Below are 20,477 nucleotides of genomic sequence, written 5' to 3'. Positions count from 1 at the left end.
TGCGACCGCTTGCGGCGCAACGCTGATTTCCGTTGAAATCGCCACTAGGAACGGACGAAATCACCTCATGAACACTGCAGCTGACGTGCTGGAGCTCGCCCCGGTAGTGCCGGTTGTGGCGTTGGACGACGTCGCGCACGCGGTGCCGCTGGCCAAAGCCCTGCTGCGCGGCGGAATCCGGACCATCGAGGTCACCCTGCGCACCCCGGCCGGGCTGCCCGCGATCGAGCGCATTGCCACCGAGGTACCCGAGATGGTCGCCGGGGCGGGCACGATCACCGAACCGGGGCAGGCCAAGCGGGCCGCCGACGCCGGGGCGCGCTATCTGGTCACGCCGGGAACCACCGACCGGCTGCTCGACGACGTCGACGCATCCGGCGTGCCGTACCTGGCTGGCGCGGGCACGGTCTCGGAGGCGATGCGGCTGGCCGAGCGCGGTGCCACGGCGATGAAGTTCTTCCCCGCCGAGCCCAGCGGCGGCGTGCCGTTCCTCAAGGCGATCGCCGGGCCGCTGCCGGACCTGCGGTTCTGCCCGACCGGCGGGATCAGCCCGCAGACCGCACCGAACTACCTTGGGCTGCCCAACGTGGGCTGCGTCGGCGGATCGTGGCTGGCACCGAAGGACCTGCTCGCCGCGGGCGAATGGGGGCAGATCGAGCAGCTCGCCCGGGACGCCGCGGCGCTGCGCTGAGCCACGTCGCGGAACCGCGAGACGGGTTGCGGCGCTTGCTCGGCTAGCCGAGCGCCTCCTTTAAACGCGGTAGGCCGCACCCCGCACCGATTGGTTCCTGCGGCGTGGGAGCCGTCCGTAGCGTGGCGTTGGTCAATTCGTCGACTGGTTGGCGGTCAGTGATGCACGGAGCACGGCCAGCCCGCAAGCACATGAACAGAACCCTTGCCTGCCTTAGCGCCGCGCTGCTGGCCGTCCTCTTCGGCGCGCCAGCCAACGGCAACGCCCAAGCACCGGCTCCGCGCACCATCGTCACCTTCACCGTGGACGACAGCAGCGTCTCGCAGACCGCCGGTGCCCGGATCCTCAGCAAGCACGGGATGCGTGGGACCTTCTACGTGGTGTCCGGATCCATCGGCACGCGCGGTTACCTCAATCTGGACGATCTGCGCAAGCTGGCCGCCGCTGGGCACGAGATCGGCGGACACACGGTCAACCACCCAGACCTTGCCACCGTCGCGCCGGACGAGGCTCGGCGGGAGATCTGTCAGGACCGCGCCAACCTCGCCGGCTGGGGCTTCCGGGCCACCTCGTTCGCCTACCCGTTCGGCAGCTTCAATCGCGAGGCAGAGCAGGCCGCGCAGGACTGCGGCTACAACAGCGCGCGGGTCACCAACAGCATCAAAACCGCGCATGCTTGCTTCGACTGCGCCGCAGCCGAATCGCTACCGCCGATGAACCGGCTGGTGGTCCGCGGCACCGACATGGTCAGCCCCACTTGGACGCTGGAGGACCTGAAGCAGGTGGTGCTGCGAGCCGAGTCCTCGGGTGGCGGCTGGGTTCCGCTGGTGCTGCACCAGATCTGCGACTTCTGCGGGACGCTGTCGATCAGCCCGGCCGTGCTGGACCAGTTCGCAACTTGGTTGGCGCAGCGGCAGGCGACCGGAACGGTGGTGCGCACCGTCGACCAAGTGATCGGTGGCGGAGCTCGCCCGCTGGTTCCCCCACCGGCGCCCGCGCGGCGCGACAGGCTCGTGAACGCGTCGCTGGAAGAACCGGGCCCGCGCGGCTGGGTCCCGACCAAGTGGGGCCGAAACAATCCACAGTGGACGCGGACCAAGGACGCGCACAGCGGCCAGTGGGCGCAGCGCCTGGACATCACCGACTACGCCTCCGGCGATGCGAAACTCATGCAGCGACTCGACATGGGCGAGGTGGCGTCGGCCGTGCATGGGGACAACACCTACACCTTGAGCGCCTGGTACAAATCGACCGCGCCCACCCAACTCGCCGTCTACCGCCGCGATCGGTCCGGTGTCTGGCGCTACTGGACGACCAGCCCGTTGTTCGGCGCGTCGGCGAACTGGGCGTCGGCGACGTGGACCACGCCGGCGGCTCCGGCCGGCTCGACGGGGCTGAGCTTTGGACTGGCCCTGGCCGGACCCGGTTCGCTGACCACGGACGACTACCGCGTCGAAGAGCACGTCGAACCGAAGCGCGAGGCCGTGTGCGCCTACCTGCCGTGGACCTACCTGCTCAGATGGTTCTGCTGAGGATGATTTACGCACCCGCCGATGCACTCAGCGCTGTCCTCGTCGCGATGGGGTGCGGTGCCGACGCGGCGAAACCGGGTGGGCCGCCAGATTTCCACGGCCTCAACGAGTCCTTGACGCGTCGCAGCGGCCCCGAGCCGGTCAGGCGGCAAAGGTGGTCAGGGCTTCGGGAACCGAGTCGACCACCGGAAATCCGGACTTCTCCAGAGCCGCGCGGTTCATCACGCCGGTGGTCACCAGCACGCAGTGGGTGCCCGCCTGTTCCGCGGCGTACGCGTCGTCCAACACGTCGCCGATGAGCACCACATCGCGGGCGTCCAGTTCCTGGGCTGCGAGGTGATGGCGCAGGTGGTCGGCCTTCGAACCGCCGCCGATCTCGTCACGGAGCCCGTCAACGCGCTCGAAGAGCGGGTGCAGCCCCATGTCGGTGACCAGCGGGACCAGTTCGTCGTGGAACCACATCGATAACAGCGACTGACTGCGGCCCGCAGTAGCCCATTCCTGCAAGGCGTCCGGCACGCCCGGCGCGAGACCACAGGTGTGCAGCAGCGTCCGGTACGCCTCGTGGTAGAGCATGTCGATGCGCGCCCAGTCCTGCTCGCGGAGCGGTCGCCGCAACAGCCGTTCGTAGCACTGCAACAGCGGGCGACTGAACACCGACCGCCACTCGTCGATGTCGATGCACTCGCGGTCGAACGCCGTGCAGACGGTATTCACCGCTGACACCACGGCGTGGTTGTCGTCAAGGAGCGTTCCATTCCAGTCCCACACGATGTGCCGGATCGAGCTTCCCATCCTGCCCCTCACGTCGATCATCTATCCCGAGCCAGCCTAGGCGATGAGAAACCCCCAGAGGCGTGCTCTGGGGGCCTTGAAGAAGCGGTCAGCCTTCGAACCGCCCGATGAACCCTATGATCGCCGCATGGTTGATCACTTGCTTGTCACCACGACCACCCCGGACCGAGAGACCGCCGCCCGACTGGCCTCCTCGGCGGTTGCGGCCAAGCTCGCGGCAACCGCCCAGGTCCACGGCCCGATTGAGTCCTACTTCTGGCACCTCGGCAAAGCAGGCGCGGGCGAGGAATGGATCGCTACGTTCAAGACCACTAGCGACCGGTATGAGGATCTTGAATCGCACCTCATCGCAGAGCACTGCTGGAACAAGCCAGAGGTCACCGCGATCAAGCTGGACCGTGGGTCCGCCGACTACCTTCGTTGGGTAGAAACCAGCACCACCTCCGACTAGGTGCGAATCCTGTCAAGCGCCGTCCCGACGCGTGGCACAGACCGGTAGCGGGAAAGCTTGCTCGCAACACTCGCAATCCGTGCCGACGGTCGCGTAGATGCCACCCCAGCGGCAAGTTCGTGCGCCCGAACCAACGCCTCCGCTGCCATTTCTACCTCCCGCGCTTGCAGGTAGGAGCTGGCAAGCCAAGTCGTATACAGCGCCTTATCCCGGCTGTGCGTGTCGTCGAACTCCGCGAGAACGGTTTCAAGAACAGGCACGGCACGCAATGGGCGACCCAACTCGGTCCAACAGCGGCCCGCCATGATGTAAAAAAGCCGGAGGTACCGCGATCAGACTGGACCGTGGGTCCGCCGACTACCTCCGTTGGGTAGAAACCAGCACCGCTCCCAGCTAGGTGCGAATCCTGTCATCGGTGCTAAGCACGACGGGCATCGTCGACGAGGGCCCGTGGCGATTTCGCGAGAAATGGTCTCCCAGGGCTACCCGCACCTACGTATGACCGGCCAGTTGGGGCGATCGGTGGTCCGGGCGAGCCCGGTATCATCAGGGAAAGGCGTTTGGCATCAAGGAGATTCGAGGTCGGGGTCCGGTCCGACGCCGCCGGAACGCTCGATCTCCTCCCGCACCACGCGGAAGGCCAGGGATTCGGAGTACCCCTTGCGGGCCAGCATTCCGACGAGGCGGCGCATCTTCGCGGTGTTCTCCAGGGATCGCATCGACTGGAGCTTGCGCTGCACCAACTCTCGCGCCCGCTCGACCTCCACATCACCATCCATAGTGGACAACGCCGCTTCGACCACGTGCTCATCGAGGCCCTTGCGGCGCAGCTCGAAGCCCAACGCCTTGCGCCCCAGCCCCTGGCGCCGCTGTCGCGAGTGGACCCATTCCTCGGCGAACGAGGCATCGTCGACCAGGCCCGCATCGACGAACTTCTGCAGCACGCCATCTGCGATGTCCTCGTCGATTTTCTTGCGCAGCAGGGCCTGCCGCAGTTCCGAGCGGCTGTGCGCACGGGTGGCCAGCAGCCGGTACACCGTGTCGCGCGCCAATTCCTCGGGGCCTTCCGGTTTGCGCCGCGACTTCGCCTCCGCCGCGTTGTCCGAGGCTCCACCCGCCGACCGGGTCTCGTCGGGGGCGCGGCGCGATGCACCGCTCCCCCGACCCGTGCCGTCACCGTTCATCTGCACCCAACGTTCAACAGGCGATCAGGCGGTCGACAGGATCAGAAGTCCACCGGCGCCGGTTCTGCGTTCTCGGCGTCCAGCGTCGCTCCGATGCCGAGCTTCTCCTTGATCCGCTTCTCGATCTCGTTGGCCACGTCCGGGTTCTCCCGCATGAACTTGCGGGCGTTTTCCTTGCCCTGGCCGAGCTGATCGCCCTCGTAGGTGTACCAGGCACCGGACTTGCGGATGATGCCCTGCTCGACGCCCATGTCGATCAGCGAGCCCTCGCGGCTGATGCCGACGCCATAGATGATGTCGAACTCGGCCTGCTTGAACGGCGGAGCGACCTTGTTCTTCACCACCTTGACCCGGGTCCGGTTGCCGACCGCGTCCGAGCCGTCCTTCAGCGTCTCGATCCGCCGCACGTCCAGGCGCACCGACGAGTAGAACTTCAGCGCCTTGCCACCGGTGGTGGTCTCCGGCGAGCCGAACATCACGCCGACCTTCTCGCGGAGCTGGTTGATGAAGATCGCCGTGGTCTTGGCGTTGTAGAGCGCGGAGGTCAGCTTGCGCAGCGCCTGGCTCATCAGCCGGGCCTGCAGACCCACGTGACTGTCGCCCATCTCGCCCTCGATCTCGGCGCGCGGCACCAGCGCGGCCACCGAGTCGATGACGATGATGTCCAGCGCGCCGGAGCGGATCAGCATGTCCGCGATCTCCAGCGCCTGCTCGCCGGTGTCGGGCTGGGACACCAGCAGCGCGTCGGTGTCCACCCCGATCGCCTTGGCGTATTCCGGGTCCAGCGCGTGCTCGGCGTCGATGAACGCCGCGGTACCGCCCAGCTTCTGCGCGTTGGCCACGGCGTGCAGCGCCACGGAGGTCTTACCGCTGCTCTCCGGGCCGTAGATCTCCACGATGCGGCCCCGCGGCAGGCCCCCGATCCCCAGCGCGACGTCCAGCGAGATGGAACCGGTCGGGATGACCTCGATCGGTGCGCGCGACTCGTCGCCGAGCCGCATGACCGACCCTTTGCCGTACTGCTTGTCGATCTGGGCGAGCGCGAGCTCCAGCGCCTTGCCCTTGTCCGGTGTCGCTGCCATCGGGGGTCCACCTCGGTCGAGTCGAACTTCGTCGTCGTGTGTCAGATCAGACGCTACGGGCAGGGACCGACAATCCGGCTGCGGGGTGCATCCGCGGTTCGGTCCCGTACGACGCCATCTTAGTCGAACGAAAGTTCGATCACCGTCCCGACACGCCAGCGGTATCACTCGAACGCGTGACAGTGCAATGGCCGGGAACAGGGTGGACACTCTAGGGACACGGCGTGATCCAGCCCGCGCGGCCCCGAGGAGGTGCCGATCATGCGAATGGACCGATACCTGCCACCAGACCACCCGCTGAGCCGGTTCTACCGGGTAGGGGCCGCCATTTTCGGCGCCTTCCTGCTGGCCTTCGGCATGCTGGGCCTGGCCAACCGGGTGCCGCTGTTTACCACCAGCGGCATCGATATCGTCGGCCTGTCCAGCAACGGCCTGCTGGCCGTGGTCTCGGTCGTGGTCGGCGTCATCCTGGTCGGCGCCGCGGCCTGGGGCGGACCGGTTGCATCCACCACCACCGCCGCGATCGGGGTGCTGTTCTTCCTGTCCGGGCTGATCCACCTGGGCCTGTTGAACACCCCCTGGAACCCGTTCGCCTTCAAGCTGCAGAACGTGGTGTTCAGCCTGATCGCGGGCATGCTGTTGATGTTCTTCGGCTTCTACGGGCGGGTCAGCGGTGGCCTGCCGGAGGACAACCCCTACGTCCGCTACCGGCACCACGAGCCGCCGGCCGGAGAGCTTCCCGAGCAACGGCTGGCCGACGAACGGCGCATCGCCGAACTCGAACCGTTCTGCGATGCCGAGGTAGCGGTCGCAGAAGGCCATCCGACGCCGCAACAGGACCGGATGGTGCGCGCCGAGATGTGGCGGCACATGCAGGAGGAGCGGCGCCGGGCCTACGAGCACTACCTGGAGGCGGGCCGCAGCCCCGAACAGCAGATCAGCGCGCAGAACCTGTGGGCGGATTTCGAGGTACCGGAACGCCGAAACGCACCGCAGCAGAACGCACAAAGCCAGCACCCGGACACGCAACACCCAGAAAGCCGGGGCGCGGAGCGGAAAGCGCCGGAGCGCAAGGCCACCGAGTCCTAACGCCGTTCGGCGGGCACGTCGAAGGCTTCGCACACCGCGAACCAGACTTCCTTGGTCGACACGCCTGCTTCCAGGGCCTGGTCGACCGTGCGCCCACCGAGGGACGAGAACACATGATCCTGGGCCAGCATCTCGGCACGGACCCGGCCGAACTCGGAGGCCATGCGGTGGCGGAAAGCGGTGTGGCGCATCGCCCGCCAGCCTACAGCCGCGCTCGTACCCTGGTGGTGTGCTGCTCCTGATGCAAGCCGATCCGACCGGCTTGTCCACCCCGCTGGGCCAGGCGGTGATCGCCGCCGGGTGGCTGGCCGTCGTCGTGCTCGCGGTGCGTTTCCTGTGGGAGCACCGCAACCGGCGGTGAAGACCCGTGAGCCGGCCGGCTCGCGGCCGATCAGGCCGTGCCGGGCTGGATCGTCTGCTCGAACTCGTCGGCCATCGTGTTCGGGTCTAACTGCTTCTTGTCGTTGGGCTTGAGCACCATCCCGACCAACGGCCGGTCATCGACGGTGAACACCACGGTGCCGAAGGTGTCACTGGTGACCGCGCGGTACGTGCCGGACAGGCCGTTGCCGCTCCACTCCGCCTCGACCTGGTCGCTGGTCACGCCGTTGAACTCCAGCAGCAGGTCGGCCCGCCGCTGCGCCGCCTCCTGGGTGTCCAGCTGGGTGTAGACGATCTGGGTGCCCTCGTTGGGGTTTCCGATCGAGCAGGACACCACGCTCCCGCCTAGCTCCCGCAGGCCGGGCATGATCCGCTGCCAGCCGGGCGCGCAGTTGGAGTGCTCGGGGACGTCGCCGGCGAGGTTGCGCAGGCAGGGGGTGAAGCCCTTGGCGTCGATGGTGCCGGGCTGCTGGCATTCCGCCGCGCTGGGCGCGTTCGTGCCGCCGGTCGCGCGAACGACGATGGCCACGATCGCGACAATCACCGCGACGGCCGCGACCGCGCCGAGGCCGATCAGCAGGTTGCGCCGGGAATCGGGTTCGGCCGCGGACTGCTGGAAGTGGGGCCGGGGCGGCGCGACGACGGGATAGGTGCGGACCGTGTCGGGTTCGCGGTAGCCGGTCTGCGGTTGTTGGCCGGCGTATGGGATGGCGACCGGGCCCGACGGCGGGTTGGTCCGGAGGTCCTGGGTCCACATCGCGGCCCCGTCTCGAGACACGTGGTGCGCCCCCAGCGCGACGGCGGTCTCCGGCTGGTCGAGGGTCGTCGGCACGATCCGCAGCTGTTCGCCGATCAGGCTCGCGACCAGCGGCAACCGGCTGGAGCCGCCCACCAGGTAGATCCCCGCGAGGTGCTCCGGCACCATGCCGTTGGAACGCAGCACCGCGACTAGCAACTCGACGCTGCGCAGCATGCTCGGCCGCACCAGTGCTTCCAGCTCCGCGCGGGTGATCAGCACGTCCTGGAAGGGTTCCGGCATCGGCACTTCGGTCTGCGGGTGCCGGGAGAGGGCTTCCTTGGCGGCGCGGACGTCTTCGCGCAGGGCGCGTTGGGCCCGCCGGTCGCCGGTCGTCTCCGGACGCAGCAGTCGCTGCCAGCGCTGCGGATCCTTGTTGGAGACCTGCCGCCCGACGTGCTCCAGCAGCGCTTGGTCGACGTCCAGCCCGCCGAGGTCGGCCAGGCCGTCCTCGGCCAGCACCGCGAAACCGTTCTGGGTGGCGCCCACGATCGCGCAGTCGAAGGTGCCCGCGCCCAGGTCGTAGACGGCCAGCGCCTGGCCGGTGTTGAGGGTGCGGTCGGGGAACGACGCGAAATGCGCGGCGGCGGCGACCGGCTCGGGTACCAGCACCAGGTTGCAGTTGAACCCGGCCAGCCGGGCGGCCGACAGCAGCACGTTGCGGCGGACCGTGCCCCACTGCGCGGGATGGGTCAGCCGGACCTCGTCGGGCTGGACGCCGCCGAGTTGCCGGGATGTCTCCTCGGCGACCCGGTGCAGCACCGCGGCCAGCGCGTCGGTGACGGTGATGACGTTGTCGCCGAGCAGTAGGGTGCTCTCGTCGACGCGGCGCTTCGGGTTCGGCTCGAACCTGGACGGATCGAGCCGGGCCCGGCGCTCGGCGTCGCGGCCGACGATGATCGCGCCGTCCTCGGCGGCGAACACCGCCGATGGCATGGTGGCCGAGCCGTCCACTTCGACCACTCGCGGTGGCCGGCCGTGTGCGGACAGCACCGCGACGGTGTTCGAGGTGCCGAGATCGACTGACAGGACGCGCACCCGTCTCCCTCCCACGCCTGACGCTTTCGGGTTCGAATGCTGCCACGTCCGGGACTGCGATTTGCAAAGATCCCCCGCATTCGTCCCGCATCACGTGGCGGCAGCTCTTGTGGACAGTGCGGCCCGAGCGCGAGTCGCGGCGACCGCCGCCAGGTCGTTCCAGCGGCCTCAGGTCTTGACCGCTCCGCTCCGGTGGCCGTTGTGGCGACTATCGCTGCTCATGACGTGTTCGGTGTCGGGGTGTTGGTCCAGCATGGAGAGATGAGCGACGTGCTGGACGGCTTCTCCGCGGCGACCCGCGACTGGTTCCGCGGTGCCTTCGCCGCACCTACCGAAGCGCAGCGCGGGGCGTGGGAGGCGATCGCCGAGGGCGACCACGCTCTCGTGGTCGCGCCGACCGGTTCCGGCAAGACGCTCGCGGCCTTCCTTTCCGCCCTGGACAAACTGTCCGTCGAAGGCACTCCCGCCGAGGCGAAGCAGCGCTGCCGGGTGCTTTACGTCTCGCCGCTGAAGGCACTGGCCGTCGACGTGGAACGCAACCTGCGGGCGCCGCTGGCCGGGATCCGGCAAGCCGCGCAGCGTCGCGGCAGCCTCCCGCCGGATATCCGGGTGGGCATCCGCACCGGGGACACCCCCGCCGACCAGCGCCGCTCGTTCGCCCGCACCCCGCCCGACGTGCTGGTCACCACGCCCGAATCGTTGTTCCTGCTGCTGACCTCGGCGGCTCGCGAGTCGCTGCGCGGCATCGAGACCGTGATCGTCGACGAGGTCCACGCGGTGGCGGGCACCAAGCGCGGGGCCCACCTGTCGCTCTCACTGGAGCGGCTGGACGAGCTCTTGCCGCAGCCCGCGCAGCGCATCGGACTGTCCGCCACGGTCCGCCCGGTGGAGGAGGTGCGGACCTTCCTGGCCGGTGGTCGGCCGGTGCGCACGATCCAGCCCGCGCACCCCAAGGAGGTCGAAGTCCGGGTCGAGGTGCCGGTACCGGACATGGCCGAGCTGGGCGCGTCAACCGGCGAGGTCGAGGGCCCGGCGGCAGGCGCCGAGCAGCACACGTCGATCTGGCCGTCGGTGCAGGGGCGGATCCTGGAGCTGATCCGGCAGCACCGCTCGACCATCGTGTTCACCAACTCCCGGCGGCTGGCCGAGCGGCTCACCGCCGGGATCAACGAGCTCGCGGCCGAAGAACCCGTGCCGTTGGACCGGTTCCCGGCCGAGGCCGTGGGCGGTTCCGGGATCGGCGGCGGCGCGGCGCCGATCGTCGCCAAGGCGCACCACGGCTCGATGTCGAAGGAACAGCGGGTGGTGGTCGAGGAGGAGCTTAAATCCGGGCGGCTGGCCTGCGTGGTGGCCACCTCATCGCTGGAGCTGGGCATCGACATGGGCGCGGTGGACCTGGTGATCCAGGTGGAGACGCCGCCGAGCGTGGCCTCCGGGCTGCAGCGCATCGGGCGCGGCGGGCACCAGGTCGGCGCGGTGTCGCGGGGTGTGGTTTTTCCGAAGTTCAGGGGCGACCTCGTCGGCTGCGCGGTGGTGTCCGAGCGGATGGCCAACGGACTGATCGAGTGGCTGTCCTTCCCGCGCAACCCGCTGGACGTGCTGGCGCAGCACATCGTTTCGATGGTCGCGATGGACACCTGGCCGGTATCGCAGCTCGCGGCCCTGCTGCGGCGGGCCGCGCCCTACGCGGGGCTGCCGGACTCGGCACTGCACGCGGTGCTGGACATGCTGGCGGGCCGCTATCCCAGCGAGGAGTTCGGGGAGCTGCGGGCCCGCATCGTGTGGGACCGGGTGAACGACGAGCTTCGCGCCCGGCCCGGTGCGCAGCGACTCGCGGTGACCTCCGGCGGCACGATCCCGGACCGGGGCCTGTTCACGGTGACCACGCCCGGCGACGACGCCGCGGGCAAGGGCGGGGTCCGGGTCGGCGAGCTCGACGAGGAGATGGTCTACGAGTCGCGGGTCGGCGACACCTTCCTGCTGGGCACCTCGGCCTGGCGGGTGGAGGACATCACGCACGACCGGGTCGTGGTGGTGCCGGCGCCGGGCGAGCCGGGCCGGATGCCGTTCTGGAAGGGCGATTCACCGGGACGGCCGCTGGAGCTCGGGCGCGCGCTGGGCGCCTTCGTCCGGGAGCTGACCAGCGCCGACACCGCGGCGGCGCGAAGCCGCATCGCGACCGCCGGGCTGGACGCGTGGGCCCAGGACAACCTGCTGTCCTATCTGGACGAGCAGCGGCGGGCGACCCGGCACGTCCCGGACGACCGCACGATCCTGGTGGAGCGGTTCCGCGACGAGCTCGGCGATTGGCGGATGGTGGTGCATTCGCCGTTCGGCGCCAAGGTGAACGGCCCGTGGGCGCTGGCCATCGGCGCCCGGATCCGCGAACGACGCGGGATCGAACCGCAGGTCGCCTCCTCCGACGACGGGATCGTGCTGCGGTTGGCCGATGCGCTGGACGAGTCCGGCGCGGAAGTGCTGCCCACCGCCGAGGACGTCCTGCTGCCGCCGGAGGAAGTGCAGCAGGTGGTGACCGACGAGGTCGGCGGTTCGGCGCTGTTCGCGGCCCGGTTCCGGGAGTGCGCGGCACGGGCGCTGCTGCTGCCGCGCCGGGATCCGCGCCGCCGCACGCCGCTGTGGCAGCAGCGGCAGCGGGCCGCGCAGTTGCTTGCGGTGGCCGCCCAGTACGAGCAGTTCCCGATCGTGCTGGAGGCGATGCGGGAGTGCTTGCAGGACGTCTACGACCTGCCCGGGTTGACCGAACTGATGTCGCAGGTCGCGGCGCGGAAGGTGCGGGTGGTCGAGGTCGAGACCCCGACGCCCTCGCCGTTCGCGCGCAGCCTCCTGTTCGGCTACATCGGCATGTTCCTGTACGAGACCGACGCGCCGCTGGCGGAGCGCAGGTCGGCGGCGTTGAGCCTGGATTCGACGCTGCTGGCAGAGCTGCTCGGCTCGGAAGCATTGCGGGAACTGCTCGATTCCGAAGCGCTCGACGAGATCGAGCAGCAGCTGCAACGGCTCGCCCCCGATCGGCATGCCCGCGATGCCGAGTCCACGATGGACATTCTGCGGTTCCTGGGTGATCTGTCCACGTCGGAAGCCGAAGCGCGGGGCGTGCGGGCGGAGTGGCTCGCGGACCTGGTCGACCAGCGGCGGGTGTTGCGGGTCCGCATCGCCGGTGAACAGCGTTGGATTCCGATCGACGACGCGGGCAAGGTCCGCGATGCGCTGGGGGTCGCGCTGCCGGTGGGCGTGCCGGAGGCGTTCACCGAACCGGTGACAGATCCGCTGGGTGATCTGCTGATCCGGTACGCGCGCTGCCGTGGGCCGTTCACCGCCGACGCGGCAGCGCAACGATTCGGGCTGGGCGTAGCGGTGGTGCACGGCGTGCTGGATCGGCTGACCGGTACCGGGCGGCTGGTCCGCGGTGAGCTGCGACCGCTGGAGGCCGGTGGCGGCGGAGCCTTGGAGTATTGCGACGCCGAGGTGCTACGGAGGCTGCGGCGGGCGTCGCTGGCGCGCCTACGCGCGGAGGTCGAGCCGGTGGAACCGGCGGCGTTGGGCCGTTTCCTGCCAGCATGGCATGGCATCGGAGCCCGGTTGCGCACGGCGCCCACAGTGGACGATGTGTATGCCGTCATCGAGCAGCTCGCGGGGGCGCCGGTTCCGGCGAGCGGGCTGGAATCGCTGATCTTGCCCGCCCGGTTGCCCGGCTACTCCCCCGCGCTGCTCGACGAGCTCACCTCGACCGGCGAAGTGACCTGGGTCGGCTCCGGTTCCCTGGCGGGTGGCGACGGCTGGATCGCGCTGGCGCCCACCGATGTCGCCGATCTGCTCCTGCCGGATCCGCCGGAGGAGTCCGGCACCGACTCGCCGCTGCATCGCGCTGTGGTGTCCGCATTGGATGGTGGCGCGTTGTTCTTCCGCCACTTGGCGGATCGCGCGGGGGCGCTGTTGTTGGAGCAAGACGAGTCCGCGCCCGCCGACGACGCGGTCACCTCGGCGTTATGGGATCTGGTTTGGTCGGGCACGGTCACCAACGACACTCTGGCGCCGCTGCGGGCCCTGGTATCGGGACGCGGCGCGGCGCACAAGCCGCGGCGCAGCGCACCGCGCGGCCGTTATGCACGGTTGCGGGCAGGTCGGCCGGCGATGCCCAGTCGCAGTGGCCCGCCTGCGGTATCCGGGCGCTGGTCACTGGCGCCGCGGCTGTCCGGCGACCCGACGCGCCGGGCGCACGCGCGCGCCGAGGCGTTCTTGGAGCGGCACGGGGTGCTGACTCGCGGGGCGCTGGACATCGAACGCGTCACGGGTGGATTTTCCGCTGTGTATAAGGTACTTCGAGCGATGGAGGAATCCGGTCGATGCCGGCGCGGATACGTCATCGAGGGCCTTGGCGCCGCGCAGTTCGCGGTGCCCGGCGCGATCGACCGCTTGCGCGCCTTGTCGCGCGATGACGGCGACGACGATGCGGTGGTGCTGGCGGCGGCCGATCCGGCGCAGCCCTACGGCGGCGCGTTGGAATGGCCTGCGGTGATGGGCGAAACCCGGCATCGGCCGGGACGCAAGGCCGGCGCGCTCGTGGTGCTGGTCTCCGGCGAAGCGGTGTTCTACGTCGAGCGCGGCGGAAAGTCGTTGCTGTCGTTCACCGACGACGAAGCCGCGCTGCGCCGGGCGGCGGCCGGGTTGGCCCGCGTCGTCCGGGATGGCTGGTTGGATCAGCTCGCGGTACAGCGCGCCGACGGCGAAGGAGCTTGGGGATCCCATCTGGCCAATGTGCTCACCGAGGCAGGATTCCGTGCCACACCGAAGGGTTTGCGGCTCCGCGCCTGACCGCGAGCCCAGAACCCAGCCGGGCAAGATGCGATGATGATCTGGATTCAGCTCGCCGCCGCGACGCTGTGCGGTGGGCTTTCGCTGCACTGGCTCCGGCGGCAGGACCGCTCGTGGCGCGGCTTCGGCCACTTCTTCGGCCTGGTCAGCACCGCCGCGACGGTGGCGGTGGTCGCGTTCTTCGCGACCTACGCCGCGGTCGGCGTGCTGCTGGGCCTCCTGTGGGCGCTCGCCGCTACAGCTCCATGAACGGCTTGGCGTAGGCGAATTCGCCGCGGATGGACGACCGGTGGGCGGTCAGGGTGCGGACCTGGAAATGCGAGGCCCAGTCCGGCACGGGCGGCGTGATGCAATGCGTCTCGGCGGGTTCGAAGCCGAACCTCGGGTAGTAGTCGAGGTGGCCGAGCAGCACCACCATCGGTTCGCCGAGCGCGTCCGCGCCACCGAGCACCGCGTGCATGAGCGCCGTGCCGGTCCCCTTCCCCTGCAACGCCGGCGGCACGCCGACCGGACCGAGCGCCAGCACCGGGACCGCTCCGACGTGCGCACGGGTGCACACCACGTGCCCCACGATCTCGCCGTCCCGCTCCGCCACCAACGACAACTCGGGCAACCAGGCATCGCCGGCCCGCAGCGCGTCGACCAGGCCCGCCTCCGCCGGAATCCGGCCCGGCTGCGCGGTGTTCGCGAACGCGGCGGCGTGCACCGCGTGGATGGCAGCGACGTCGGCACATCTTTCACGTCGGATCAGCACGCGCCCACATTGACCCAGCCCCTCCGCCGAGGCAAACCATTTAGTTCGCCGCCTGGGCAACGGGATCCCCGACTCATGTATGCGCGGCTCGTGCACCCACAACCGGGAGGCAACGGCGCAAGTACAGGTTCAGCGGGTGGCCAGTTGCAGCAGGCCCCAGAGCTGCGCGATCGCATCGGGATCGCCGCTGGTCTCCACGGCCCGATCCGGCAGCCGACCCCACATCCAGAGGTAGACCGAGGGCGCGTCGCCGCCGACCACCGCGTCGGGCGTCGTGGTCGACACGTCGTCCGAACTCACCACCGCGACCCCATTCTGGTCGGCGGTGACCAGCCAGTTCCAGTCGGCCACGGACACGCCGACCGAGCATGGGCGGGTGGCGGTGATGCCGAGCGCGTACAGCCGGTAACCGAACCACAGCCGCAGCACCTCGTCGATGCCGTCGGCCGCCACGTCCGGCTCGATCGGCGTCGCAACCACCCCCGCGGCTGCCTGCACGTCCGCCCGGTACACCGTCGTGGCGTGCAGCATCCGGCGCAGCCAGAACCGGACGGTGTGCTGCTCCGGCCACCAAGTCGGGCACGGATCGTGCGGCGGCCGGGCGCCGAACTCGGCGAGCAGGTCGGCCAACCGGACGCCGAACCGGCCGGTCACCTCGCGCAGCTCCGGCTGGTCCGGCAGGTCCCAGCGCCGCTCCGCCTCGACCGACCCCAGCCAGGACAGCGCGTCCTCGCACAGGTCGCCCAGCTGCCGCACCGCCTCCCCCAGGGTCCGTCCGGACGCGCCCCACACGGGCGTGTCCACGTGCGCGTCATGGGTCGCCGCGATGAGCAGCTGGGCCTCGATGCCGAGCAGGTCGAGCATCCGCCCGTAGTCGAGTCCCACTTCAGTACCGTTCATCGCGACACCCCCAGGAGGCTTCGTCCCACGATGTCCAGGAATTCCCGGCTGCGCGCCAACAGACCATCGGCGTCGAGCCAGGTGATCGTCGGCACCCCCGCCTCGGCGGCGGCCCGCCGGTCCGAACGCGCCGCGAAGTAGGCCGCCCACTCCCGCAGCTCTGGAGCGGCCCCGGTCAGCAACGTCCACACGCTGGCCGGGCGGCCGTTCTCCCGCTGCCAAGAGCGTGCCACCACGACCGCCGTGGCAGCACGTAACGCGGCCACGTGTGCCGCCACGAATCGCTCGCCTGGGCGGTCCGCCTCCTCGGCCCGGTGCAGGCACGTTCGCGCGTGGAGCAGTAACGACAGGGCACCGGCGGGCGTCTCCGCCTCGGGTGTCGGTTCGTGGTTGTCCGCGGCGTGTCGCGGAGCCGGAATCGAGAGACCAGTGGAAAAAGACATCGGCGTTCTCCTCTGCACGACGAAGCCGTCCACGCCTGCCGTGGGGAGCCGGCAGGTCCGGCGGCGGGGCGCTTCCCCCACCCCACCGCCGGACTCGACGCTCGAACCGGAGTTCATCGAACTCGCGTTCGAACAAATTTAGATTAGCGCGCTCCCTCGATCGACTCAAGCATTGAGCCGTTGCTCACCTGTTCGAGGCATGACCGGCCGCGATGATCACTCGAGTGGCCGAATCCGCCACCCGGTCAGGCTCCCTCGGGAAAGGATCGGCCGGGGGAAAGACCTCGCGCCGCGTAGGGGTTAGTGTTCGGCCGTGACCGCCGTGCCATACCCCAGTTGTGACCGGATCACCGAGCTGACCACGGACCAGCTTCGGACACGACTCCCCGAGGCCCTGCAGATCTACGTGCACGCGATGAACTACCCGCCCACGACCGCGCAGCAGCGGGCCCCGATGTGGTCGGCGCACATGCTGCGCGCGGGCTGGCGCTGCATCGGCGCGTTCAACGATCGCGAGGAGCTCATCGGCGTCGGCTACGGCTACCTCGGCGCCCCAGGCCAGTGGTGGCACGAGCAGGTCCGCCGCGGCCTGCTGAGCACCGGCGGCGACGAGGCCTGGCTGCACGACTACTTCGAACTGACCGAGTTGCACGTGTACCCGGGAAGCCAGGGCGCCGGCCTCGGCGAGGAGATCCTGCGCCGCCTGCTCGCCGGAGCGCCGGGCAGCAAGGTCCTGCTGTCGACGCCGGAAGGCCCGACCCGCGCCTGGCGCCTGTACCGCCGGGTCGGCTTCGCCGACGTCCTGCGCAACTACCGCTTCACGGGCGACCCGCGCCCCTTCGCTGTCCTGGGCCGTGCGCTCCCCCTCGACCCACGCTGACCGCGTCGGGGCGGCTCACCGCCACGACAGGCAGCCGCGGGCGCGAGGCTTACCCGTGCACGAACCGGCTGCTCCGCTGCCCACGAAGCTAGACAGTCCACTTCGGACATCTATGCGACGAACCGCTTGACGCCGGGAAATCGGGGCCGCAGGCGACCGCCAGGTATCCACAGCGGACGAACCCGTCCAGGTCCGTTCCGGACAGAACCGCCAGTTTCACGGCTCGGGCAGGTGGCGCGCCCGTGCGCGGCACGCCACCTGGTGATCACAGCAGAGCGAGTTGTTCGCGGAGGGTGTCCAGGCCCATGCCGCCCATCCGCAGGGCCTGCGTGTGGAATTCCTTCACATCGAAGGCCGCGCCGTGGCGCTGCTTGGCTTCGTCGCGAGCCGCCCGCCAGAGGCGCTCACCGAGCTTGTAGGACGGGGCCTGGCCCGGCCAGCCCAGGTAGCGGTCGATCTCGTCGCGCACCTGCGCCGGGTCGGTGATGGTCCGGCTCAGCATGAATTCCAGGCCCAACTCCGGGGTCCAGCGCTCGCCCTCGTGGAAACCGGTGCCCGCCGGGATCTCCAGCTCCAGGTGCATCCCGATGTCGACCACCACGCGCGCCGCGCGGAAGAGCTGGTCGTTGAGCATGCCGAGCAGGTCGCCGTCGTCTTCGAGGTAGCCGAGTTCGCGCATCAGGCGTTCGGCGTACAACGCCCAGCCTTCACCGTGGCCGGAGACGAAACAGGCCAGCCGCTGGAACTTGTTGAGCCGACGGGCCTCGTGCACCGCGGTCGCGACCTGCAGGTGGTGGCCGGGCACCCCCTCGTGGTACACAGTGGACACTTCACGCCAGGTGGGGAAGTCCTGCCGGTCGGCGGGCACCGACCACCACATCCGGCCGGGCCGGGAGAAGTCGTCGGTCGGGCCGGTGTAGTAGGCGCCGACGCCGCCGCCGGGCGGCGCGATTCGGCACTCCAGCCGCATCAATGCATCCGGGATCTCGAAGTGGGTGCCGCGCAGGTCCTGCAGCGCCTGGTCGGACAGCCGCTGCATCCACTCCTGGAACCGGTCCTGCCCGTGGACCTGGTAGCGGGGGTCGGCGTCCAGCGCCGCCGCGGCCTCGGCCAGCGTCGCACCCGGCTTGATCCGGTTCGCGATCTGCCGCATCTCCGCCTCGATGCCGGAGAACTCCCGCCAACCCCACTCGTACGCCTCTTGCAGGTCGAGGCGGGCGCCGGTGAAGTACCGCGACCACAACCGGTAGCGCTGTTCGCCGACGGCGTCCTTCGCCGGGGCTTTCGGCAGCAGATCGCCGCGCAGGAAATCGGCCAGCGCGGCGTAGGCTTCGGCGGCCGATTCGGCTGCGGTGTCGAGATCGCGACGCAGCGATTCGTCCACATCGTCGGCCCGCGCGACCATCGCCGCGAAGAACGACTGCCCGCCCCGTCCGGCCCAGGTGTCGCACTGCTCGGCGACCTTGCTGACCTGCCGGGCCGCCGACACATTGCCGTCCGCGGCCGCCGCCAGCAGTCCGGCACGCAGGCCCAGCACGGCTTCCGGCATCGCCGACAGTCGCCGGGCGATGCTTCGCCACTGCTCCGGGGTGTCGGTCGGCATCAGGTCGAAGACCTGCCGGAGCTCCTGAGCCGGGCTGGCGATCACGTTCAGCGCCGACATGTCCGCGCCGATCTCGTGTAGCTCCAGATCGAGCCCGATCCGCTCCGCGAAGACCGCCTGCGCGATGCGCTCCGAGTCGTCAGCAGGCTCGGCGGCCCGCACCGCGGCCAGGCTGCGGCGGGCCAGCTCCGCGCGTGACCGATGCCCGTCCGGCGAGTAGTCGGTCAGCTCTTCTTCGTGGCCCGGCACGCCCAAATACGTGCCGGCGATCGGATCGAGTGCGACCAACTCGTCGACGAACCGGTCGCTGATCTCGTGCACGCCGTTGCGGTCTGCTCCCATGCCGCCACGCTATCGCGCCACGACGACAACTACGCACTACGGCGAGGGAGACGTCGTGGTCGGCGGAAAAGGCTGCCAGATGGGAAGATCGCCGAGGTGAAGGCCAAGACATCGCGCCGCCCCGCCGCGCTCCTGCTGGTCCTGATCAGCGTGCTCGGCACGCTGCTCAGCGGGTGCCTGCACGTCAACGCCTCGCTGAACATCACCGGCGAGGACCTGGTGTCGGGCGAGCTACTGGTGTCCACCCAGACCGCCGACGGCCAGGTCCCGTTCCGGTTGCAGCCGCCGGGTGACCTGGCCGACCGGGTCCAGGTCACGCCCTACAACAACGCCGGCCGCGTCGGTTCCCACCTGTCGTTCCACGACCTGAAGTTTCGGGAGGTCGAGCGGCTCGCGAAGGCGCTGAGCCCGTCGGACTCCCGGTACCGGCTGCACCTGTCCCGCTCCGGCTCGCTGGTGATCTTCGAGGGGGCCGCGGATCTGACGCCGCTGGCCGAGACCGGCTCCGGCGTCGAGCTGAAGATCAGCGCGCCCGGCGAGATCACCAACACCAACGGCACGGAAAGCGCCGGCACGGTTACCTGGGTGCTGCAGCCCGGCGAGGTCAGCGAGCTGTCGGCCACCTACCAGTTCTCCAACGTCGTCGGCATGGACTGGGTCGGCTGGGCGCTGCTGGTCGGCGTGCTCACCCTCGTTTCCGCCGTCGTGGTGGGCTTGCTCGCGGTCCGCACGCACGTCCGCAACCGCCCCGACGTGCACGTGTAACCGCATGATCACCCTGGTGGGAACCGCCGCGCGGGTCATAGGCCCAGGTCGGCCACCACCTGGCGGGTCGCCTTCGATCGGTTGAGGGTGTAGAAGTGCAGCGCCGGTACGCCCTCGGCGATCAGCCGTTCGCACAGCCGGGTCACGAGGTCCACGCCGGCCGAGCGGAACCCCGCCGGATCGTCGGTCAGCGGCAGCAGTTGCTCCGACACTTCGCTTGGCACCGGTACCCCGGCGAGCTCGCTGAACTTGCCCAGCACCCGCGGCGTGATGATCGGCATGACGCCCGGCAACAGCGGCACGCCGCAGCCGCGGGCGGCCATCCGGTCGCGCAGCCGCAGGAAGTACTCCGGCTCCAAGAAAAGCTGGGCGATGGCGAACCCGGCACCCGCGTGGATCTTGCGCACCAGGTAGTCCACGTCGATGTCCAGGTCCGCAGAGCGCGGATGCCCGTGCGGGAATGCCGCGACGCCAACGCAGAAATCGCCGAGCTCCCGGACCAGCCGGACGAGCTCCTCGGCGTAGGTCAGCCCCTCGGGATGTCGGAGCCATTCGCCGTTCGGGTCGCCTGGTGGATCGCCGCGCACAGCCAGCACGTTGTGCACCCCGGACGCCGCATACCAGCCGATCACGTTGCGCAGTTCGGCGACCGAGTGATCCACGGCCGTCAGGTGCGCCATCGGGGTCAGGGTGGTCTCCTGCGCGATGCGCCCGGTGGTGCGGATGGTGCGGTCCCGGCTAGATCCGCCCGCCCCGTAGGTCACCGACACGAACGCGGGATCCAGCGGTTCCAGCTCCCGCACCGCCCGCCAGAGGATGCGCTCCTCGTCGTTACCGCGGGGTGGGAAGAACTCCACCGAGAAAGACGTCTTCTCGGTGTTCAACCGATCCACCACCGCCGTCATGAGGACCAGCATA

19 protein-coding genes are annotated in these 20,477 nt (G+C 69.7%); 9 read left to right on the top strand and 10 right to left on the bottom strand.

Going from position 1 to position 20,477, the window contains the following annotated elements:
• The first annotated feature begins 67 nt into the window (after nt 1-67).
• Both eda and BJ970_RS18650 read left to right on the top strand, forming a co-directional pair.
• Nucleotides 68-691 (top strand): bifunctional 4-hydroxy-2-oxoglutarate aldolase/2-dehydro-3-deoxy-phosphogluconate aldolase, encoded by a 624-nt coding sequence (gene eda, locus BJ970_RS18655; RefSeq protein WP_184727427.1) that lies wholly within the window; start codon nt 68-70, stop codon nt 689-691.
• Nucleotides 692-882: 191 nt separating this feature from the next.
• Nucleotides 883-2,223, top strand: coding sequence for a polysaccharide deacetylase family protein (locus BJ970_RS18650; protein WP_184727426.1), 1,341 nt, complete (start codon nt 883-885; stop codon nt 2,221-2,223).
• A gap of 141 nt (nt 2,224-2,364) precedes the next feature.
• Here the strand turns inward: BJ970_RS18650 and BJ970_RS18645 are convergent, their stop codons facing one another.
• Complete coding sequence (locus BJ970_RS18645) at nt 2,365-3,018, bottom strand: HAD family hydrolase (protein WP_184727425.1); 654 nt, start codon at nt 3,016-3,018, stop codon at nt 2,365-2,367.
• 127 nt (nt 3,019-3,145) lie between these two features.
• Here BJ970_RS18645 and cutA point away from each other — a divergent pair, with 127 nt between their 5' ends.
• Nucleotides 3,146-3,469, top strand: a complete 324-nt coding sequence (gene cutA, locus BJ970_RS18640) for a divalent-cation tolerance protein CutA (RefSeq protein ID WP_184727424.1) — start codon at nt 3,146-3,148, stop codon at nt 3,467-3,469.
• A 566-nt stretch (nt 3,470-4,035) separates the two neighbouring features.
• On the opposite strand, the gene BJ970_RS18635 is transcribed toward cutA, so the two are convergent.
• Both BJ970_RS18635 and recA read right to left on the bottom strand, forming a co-directional pair.
• Nucleotides 4,036-4,653, bottom strand: a complete 618-nt coding sequence (locus BJ970_RS18635; protein ID WP_246470909.1) for a regulatory protein RecX — start codon at nt 4,651-4,653, stop codon at nt 4,036-4,038.
• 41 nt (nt 4,654-4,694) lie between these two features.
• Nucleotides 4,695-5,735: a recombinase RecA gene (gene recA / locus BJ970_RS18630; RefSeq protein ID WP_184727423.1), complete on the bottom strand. Its 1,041-nt coding sequence runs from the start codon at nt 5,733-5,735 to the stop codon at nt 4,695-4,697.
• Between the two features lie 261 nt (nt 5,736-5,996).
• Between recA and BJ970_RS18625 the strand changes: the two genes are divergently transcribed.
• The gene (locus tag BJ970_RS18625) at nt 5,997-6,824 is read left to right on the top strand and encodes a DUF308 domain-containing protein (RefSeq protein WP_184727422.1); all 828 of its coding nucleotides are present in this window, start codon (nt 5,997-5,999) and stop codon (nt 6,822-6,824) included.
• Here BJ970_RS18625 and BJ970_RS18620 read toward each other — a convergent pair.
• Nucleotides 6,821-7,015 (bottom strand): DUF3046 domain-containing protein, encoded by a 195-nt coding sequence (locus BJ970_RS18620; protein ID WP_184727421.1) that lies wholly within the window; start codon nt 7,013-7,015, stop codon nt 6,821-6,823. The genes BJ970_RS18625 and BJ970_RS18620 overlap by 4 nt on opposite strands.
• Nucleotides 7,016-7,053: 38 nt before the next feature.
• On the opposite strand from BJ970_RS18620, the gene BJ970_RS38915 reads away from it, so the two are divergent.
• The gene (locus BJ970_RS38915; protein ID WP_281399629.1) at nt 7,054-7,185 is read left to right on the top strand and encodes a hypothetical protein; all 132 of its coding nucleotides are present in this window, start codon (nt 7,054-7,056) and stop codon (nt 7,183-7,185) included.
• A 30-nt stretch (nt 7,186-7,215) separates the two neighbouring features.
• On the opposite strand, the gene BJ970_RS18615 is transcribed toward BJ970_RS38915, so the two are convergent.
• Complete coding sequence (locus BJ970_RS18615; protein WP_184727420.1) at nt 7,216-9,039, bottom strand: Hsp70 family protein; 1,824 nt, start codon at nt 9,037-9,039, stop codon at nt 7,216-7,218.
• 261 nt (nt 9,040-9,300) lie between these two features.
• Between BJ970_RS18615 and BJ970_RS18610 the strand changes: the two genes are divergently transcribed.
• Both BJ970_RS18610 and BJ970_RS18605 read left to right on the top strand, forming a co-directional pair.
• Entirely contained in the window at nt 9,301-13,872 is a 4,572-nt protein-coding gene (locus BJ970_RS18610) for an ATP-dependent helicase (protein WP_184727419.1), read from the top strand.
• 36 nt (nt 13,873-13,908) lie between these two features.
• A complete protein-coding gene (locus tag BJ970_RS18605; protein WP_184727418.1) occupies nt 13,909-14,121 on the top strand; it encodes a hypothetical protein in 213 nt (70 codons plus the stop codon).
• On the opposite strand, the gene BJ970_RS18600 is transcribed toward BJ970_RS18605, so the two are convergent.
• The 3 genes from BJ970_RS18600 to BJ970_RS18590 form a co-directional block, all read right to left on the bottom strand.
• Nucleotides 14,108-14,626, bottom strand: a complete 519-nt coding sequence (locus tag BJ970_RS18600) for a GNAT family N-acetyltransferase (protein ID WP_184727417.1) — start codon at nt 14,624-14,626, stop codon at nt 14,108-14,110. The genes BJ970_RS18605 and BJ970_RS18600 overlap by 14 nt on opposite strands.
• 129 nt (nt 14,627-14,755) lie before the next feature.
• Nucleotides 14,756-15,526, bottom strand: a complete 771-nt coding sequence (locus BJ970_RS18595) for a maleylpyruvate isomerase mycothiol-dependent enzyme family protein (RefSeq protein WP_221467224.1) — start codon at nt 15,524-15,526, stop codon at nt 14,756-14,758.
• Entirely contained in the window at nt 15,523-15,969 is a 447-nt protein-coding gene (locus BJ970_RS18590; RefSeq protein ID WP_184727416.1) for an SAV_6107 family HEPN domain-containing protein, read from the bottom strand. Before BJ970_RS18590 ends, BJ970_RS18595 begins: the two co-directional genes overlap by 4 nt.
• A 313-nt stretch (nt 15,970-16,282) precedes the next feature.
• On the opposite strand from BJ970_RS18590, the gene BJ970_RS18585 reads away from it, so the two are divergent.
• Nucleotides 16,283-16,849 (top strand): GNAT family N-acetyltransferase, encoded by a 567-nt coding sequence (locus BJ970_RS18585; protein ID WP_184727415.1) that lies wholly within the window; start codon nt 16,283-16,285, stop codon nt 16,847-16,849.
• Nucleotides 16,850-17,114: 265 nt separating this feature from the next.
• Here the strand turns inward: BJ970_RS18585 and BJ970_RS18580 are convergent, their stop codons facing one another.
• Nucleotides 17,115-18,794 carry a DUF885 domain-containing protein gene (locus BJ970_RS18580; RefSeq protein WP_184727414.1) on the bottom strand — a complete coding sequence of 560 codons (1,680 nt, stop codon included), beginning with the start codon at nt 18,792-18,794 and terminating at the stop codon, nt 17,115-17,117.
• A gap of 96 nt (nt 18,795-18,890) precedes the next feature.
• On the opposite strand from BJ970_RS18580, the gene BJ970_RS18575 reads away from it, so the two are divergent.
• Nucleotides 18,891-19,559, top strand: coding sequence for a DUF3153 domain-containing protein (locus BJ970_RS18575; RefSeq protein WP_184727413.1), 669 nt, complete (start codon nt 18,891-18,893; stop codon nt 19,557-19,559).
• A gap of 35 nt (nt 19,560-19,594) precedes the next feature.
• Here BJ970_RS18575 and BJ970_RS18570 read toward each other — a convergent pair whose 3' ends face one another.
• Entirely contained in the window at nt 19,595-20,464 is an 870-nt protein-coding gene (locus tag BJ970_RS18570; RefSeq protein WP_184727412.1) for a methylenetetrahydrofolate reductase, read from the bottom strand.
• Nucleotides 20,465-20,477 lie beyond the last annotated feature (13 nt).

The sequence above is a fragment of the Saccharopolyspora phatthalungensis genome (assembly GCF_014203395.1).
Classification (GTDB): domain Bacteria; phylum Actinomycetota; class Actinomycetes; order Mycobacteriales; family Pseudonocardiaceae; genus Saccharopolyspora; species Saccharopolyspora phatthalungensis.
This window is presented reverse-complemented; position numbering and strand designations above follow the sequence as displayed.